General features: G+C 67.1%; 5 protein-coding genes and 1 pseudogene. 3 read left to right on the top strand and 3 right to left on the bottom strand.

Going from position 1 to position 3,735, the window contains the following annotated elements:
- Positions 1-253 (bottom strand): annotated as a pseudogene (locus tag AC5RWU_RS23840) (hypothetical protein); the annotation flags it as partial.
- Positions 254-597: 344 nt separating this feature from the next.
- On the opposite strand from AC5RWU_RS23840, the gene AC5RWU_RS23845 reads away from it, so the two are divergent.
- Complete coding sequence (locus AC5RWU_RS23845) at positions 598-1,077, top strand: Hsp20/alpha crystallin family protein (RefSeq protein ID WP_493986651.1); 480 nt, start codon at positions 598-600, stop codon at positions 1,075-1,077.
- A 113-nt stretch (positions 1,078-1,190) separates the two neighbouring features.
- Here the strand turns inward: AC5RWU_RS23845 and AC5RWU_RS23850 are convergent, their stop codons facing one another.
- Complete coding sequence (locus AC5RWU_RS23850; protein ID WP_493986652.1) at positions 1,191-1,397, bottom strand: helix-turn-helix domain-containing protein; 207 nt, start codon at positions 1,395-1,397, stop codon at positions 1,191-1,193.
- Between the two features lie 300 nt (positions 1,398-1,697).
- On the opposite strand from AC5RWU_RS23850, the gene AC5RWU_RS23855 reads away from it, so the two are divergent.
- Positions 1,698-2,105, top strand: a complete 408-nt coding sequence (locus AC5RWU_RS23855; RefSeq protein WP_493986653.1) for an Hsp20/alpha crystallin family protein — start codon at positions 1,698-1,700, stop codon at positions 2,103-2,105.
- A gap of 657 nt (positions 2,106-2,762) precedes the next feature.
- Positions 2,763-3,038 (top strand): DUF3040 domain-containing protein, encoded by a 276-nt coding sequence (locus tag AC5RWU_RS23860; protein WP_493986655.1) that lies wholly within the window; start codon positions 2,763-2,765, stop codon positions 3,036-3,038.
- Positions 3,039-3,176: 138 nt separating this feature from the next.
- Here AC5RWU_RS23860 and AC5RWU_RS23865 read toward each other — a convergent pair whose 3' ends face one another.
- The gene (locus AC5RWU_RS23865; RefSeq protein WP_493986656.1) at positions 3,177-3,398 is read right to left on the bottom strand and encodes a DUF2905 domain-containing protein; all 222 of its coding nucleotides are present in this window, start codon (positions 3,396-3,398) and stop codon (positions 3,177-3,179) included.
- Positions 3,399-3,735: the final 337 nt, after the last annotated feature.

Consider the following 3,735-nt stretch of genomic DNA (forward strand, 5'->3'; position numbering starts at 1 on the left):
GTGTCCAGGTATCCGGTACCCGGTGGGTGCGGGTACTCCGGCAGCGGCTGCAGGTGTAGGCGGCCTGGGCCGGTTCCTGCCGGCCCTCCGGCAGGGTCCGGGCCGGGACATACTCGTCGAAGCGGAGGAACTCATCGGTTCCGCATCCGGGACAGGAAGGCACCTCAGCACCGGCGGCCGGAGGGAAGCTGCCGGAGCCCGAGCCGGTGCCGGGGCCGCTGCGGGGGCCGGTGCGGGGTTTGGGGACTGGCATTGGGTGATCACCACATTGTCATCGGTGCCGGTGGATCGCATGGTTCGCCGGCAGGGGGCTGATATCGGCGGAAGTATCCGGAACCGGCAGGCCCGGGCTCTCTCCGGCCGGGACGCGGTTCTTCCTTTACCGCTCCGGGCGGTACCCCAGCGTATCCCCGCCCGCCGGCCCGGGGGCAGGTCCGGCTGACGGAAAAGGCGTTAGGGCTGCCGTCTTTGCCGCTCCCGGAGCCCCGGAAAAGGCCTACCGCTTCCAGACGGAGGACGTTAATATGGTCGTAGTTGAGCGTAGTCGGCTCAACTTTGGATGAACGAAGTATGGAATGAATGAAGGAGTTGGTGAGCATGACGGCCAGGTTTGATCCATTCCAGGAACTGGAACGTGTCTCCCAGTCCCTGTGGGGCCGGGGTCAGGGGCCGCGGGTGATGCCGATGGATCTGTACCGGGAAGGGGACCACTACATCCTGAACGCGGATCTGCCCGGCATTGATCCGGGATCGGTCGATCTCGAGGCGGACGGGCAGCTGCTGACCATCCGGGCCCAGCGGACCCTGCCCGAGCACGAGGGTACGCAGTGGCTGCTGCGGGAGCGCGAGAGCGGCTCCTTCCTGCGCCAGCTGACCCTGGGCCAGGACATCGACGTCGAGGCTATCTCGGCGCACTACGACAACGGCGTGCTGAGCGTGACCATCCCGGTCAGCGAAGCCGCCAGGCGCCGGAAGATCGAAGTGGTTGCCGGACACCGCCAGGAAGCAGTCGAAGCGCCGGCCGAACAGAAACCGGCCGGGCAGGAATCGGCCGGGCAGCAGAAGGCCGGATCCTGACACATACCGGAGGGGCCGTGCGTCCTGGCCGGACGCCCGGCCCCCTTTTTCCTGCCCGGGATCGTGGCAGCTCCTTCCGCCGCCCCTGGGCTGTGGCCGGACCTGGGCTGTGGTCAGAGCGGGGGCGCGGTAACCAGTGCGTTGTCCAGGTACCGGGCCAGCCGGTCTCTGCTGATCCGGTAGGTGTGTCCGATCCGTACCGCGGGCAGCTGCGCGCTGCGGATCATCCGGTAGACGCTCATGCGGGAGACCCGCAGCCGGTCGGCGACCTGCGCCACACTGAGCAGGACATCCTTGTCGGCGGTGAAATCATCTCTCATCGTTGTTCCCCCCAATTGCCAAAGGACCCGGTCCCCGAATGGACCGGTTGACTACGTACTGTAGGGACAACGCGCCCGCCCGTACAGGGTCCCCGTGATCTTTCCGTAACAATGACGTACGAACCCGGGCCCCTGATCCTTGCGAAGAGGCCGTTGAGGTTACAGGCCGGCCACGGGCGGATGTATTTTCGGTCTTAACACTCCAATGGGCGCGAGCGTAGCGTGGTGGTGTCAGAGATCCATCCCCGGTCCCGGAAGGCTGGAACCGCCGGGCCGGAACATTGATTGGAGGCAGCAGCGATGGCCAATATTCTGCGCCGTGCCGGCGTTGACGTTCCCGAACCCCTGCGCCGGCTTCTGGAAGGAGACCTGGAGTGGCTGCGGGTTGAGGAATACCGGGAGGACGGGTCCATGGTCGTGCGGGCCGAGGTTCCCGGCATCGATCCCGAAAAGGACGTGGACATCACCCTGACCGCCGACCAGCTGCGGATCGAGGTCAAGCACGAGGAAAAAACGGAGAAGAAAAGCAAAAAGGGTTACCGCTCCGAATTCCGCTACGGCGCGTTTTCCCGCACCGTGACCCTGCCCGGCCCCGTGGATGAGAAGGATGTCCAGGCCTCCTACAACGACGGAATCCTTGAAATCCGTGTCCCGGTGCCGGAGGAACCCGAGTCCGGGCCCCGGAAGATCCCCGTCAGCCGCGGCTGAACCGCCGGCCGCAGCCCGAGGCCGCCGCCCGTTCCTGGCCCGGGGCCGGGAACGGGCGGCCCCCGGGCATCCTGCCGGTGCCGGCACGTACGCGGGAGGAACAGGGGTCCGGCCCGGCCCGGCACCGGGAGGATGACCGTGGATCCTGAAATCAGCCGGTTGCGGTCCCTGGCGGCCGTCATCAGAGCCACCGAAGCCGGACTGGAGACCGCCTGCCTGGCTGAGGTCAGCGAAGCTGCCGGGCTGGATCAGCGAAGCTGCCGGACCTGCCCACCCTGGCCCGGGACGCTGAGCCTTTGACATCCCGCATGGGCCCGGACGATCCACTGCCGCAGGAACCGTAGACGCTCCGGCCCCGCCCAAGATGCCCCGGCCCCGCCCACCCGGCGGAAGCGGCTCGCGGACAGGGCTGTCCGGACCGGGGCGCAGCAGGGCAGCGAACCGGTGAGCGGTCATGCCGTCCCGGGAACAGATGCCGGTACCCGGCCATCCGGATGCAAGGAACGTCCGGGATTTCCCTGCTGTTTCGGGCAGATGCAGCAACCCGGGAACCGGATCCATAATTGAGAACAAGGTGCAGGAAGCACCTTCAGGGTTTTCAAACCGGTACGGGCCAACCCGTGCGGGGCAGGCCCGTACCGGAGCGGGAGATGCCCGGTGTTGTCGTACGAAGAGAACAGGCGCCTGGCGGAACTTGAGCGTGAACTGGCCGCCGAGGATCCCAGGCTGGCACGGATCCTGGCCGAGGGGTTCGCCGGTCCGCCGCCCGAGGCGTTCCGCCGGACGGTAACGGCCGCGCTGGCCGGGACGGTTGTGCTCATCCTCAGTGTCGCCTGGCAACTGCCGGTCCTCACTCTTGCCGGGTACCTGCTGGTGTATGCGGCCCTCCTGCGGTATTTCTTCCTGCGCGATCCGGACAACAGCTGCCCGTAAGGCCGGCAGCAGGGCCGCGGATAACCCCACCGGGTTGTTTTCCGTCCCAGCCCCCCCACGCGGCGCCCAGGGCACCCGGGCGGGCAATAGCCGGTCCCGGATCCGCTGCCCGAATGCGGTCAACGCCGCCTGCCGGTGTCATTTCCGGAAGAAGGACACCAGGAACATCAGGAGGCTGACCGCGGCCGAGACCACGAGCATCGAGACCCAGGGAATGTACACGCGCAGGTTCTCGCGCTCAATGCGGATGTCACCGGGCAGGCGGCCGAACCACGACAACCCGCCGCTCCAGGCCAGCACACCCACCAGGACCAGCAGCAGCCCGAGGGCCACCAGCAGCGGACCCAGGTCCCGGCCCATGGTCCCACCTCCCTCGTCGTGCGGACGGATCTCACCCTGCCCCGGCCGACGCCGGAGGTGCCGGCATGGGCCCTGCACCTCCCGGCCGAACATCCACCCTTGACCTATTTCAGCAGCCTGGCGGTTGGACCGGGAATCGGCGGCCGACCTGGCCGCGGGATACCTGCTGCCGGCCCCAAGACAGGTCCTGGGCATCCGGCGGCAGTGTCCGGGATCCTGGGCAAAAATGCTCCGGCAACCCTCCCTATTGCCTCATTGCAATACCTCCGGGAAGACTGATTCGTTGCCTCATTTGAATTTCTCCGGATGAGGTCATGGCCGGGAGTGCATCATGGGT

It is taken from the genome of Arthrobacter sp. B0427-1-12 (genome assembly GCF_059092905.1).

Coding starts and splice junctions, on each gene's coding strand:
- AC5RWU_RS23855 (WP_493986653.1), top strand. CDS start 1,698: ATGGCCAATATTCTGCGCCGTGCCGGCGTTGACGTTCCCGAACCCCTG.
- AC5RWU_RS23850 (WP_493986652.1), bottom strand. CDS start 1,397: ATGAGAGATGATTTCACCGCCGACAAGGATGTCCTGCTCAGTGTGGCG.
- AC5RWU_RS23845 (WP_493986651.1), top strand. CDS start 598: ATGACGGCCAGGTTTGATCCATTCCAGGAACTGGAACGTGTCTCCCAG.
- AC5RWU_RS23865 (WP_493986656.1), bottom strand. CDS start 3,398: ATGGGCCGGGACCTGGGTCCGCTGCTGGTGGCCCTCGGGCTGCTGCTG.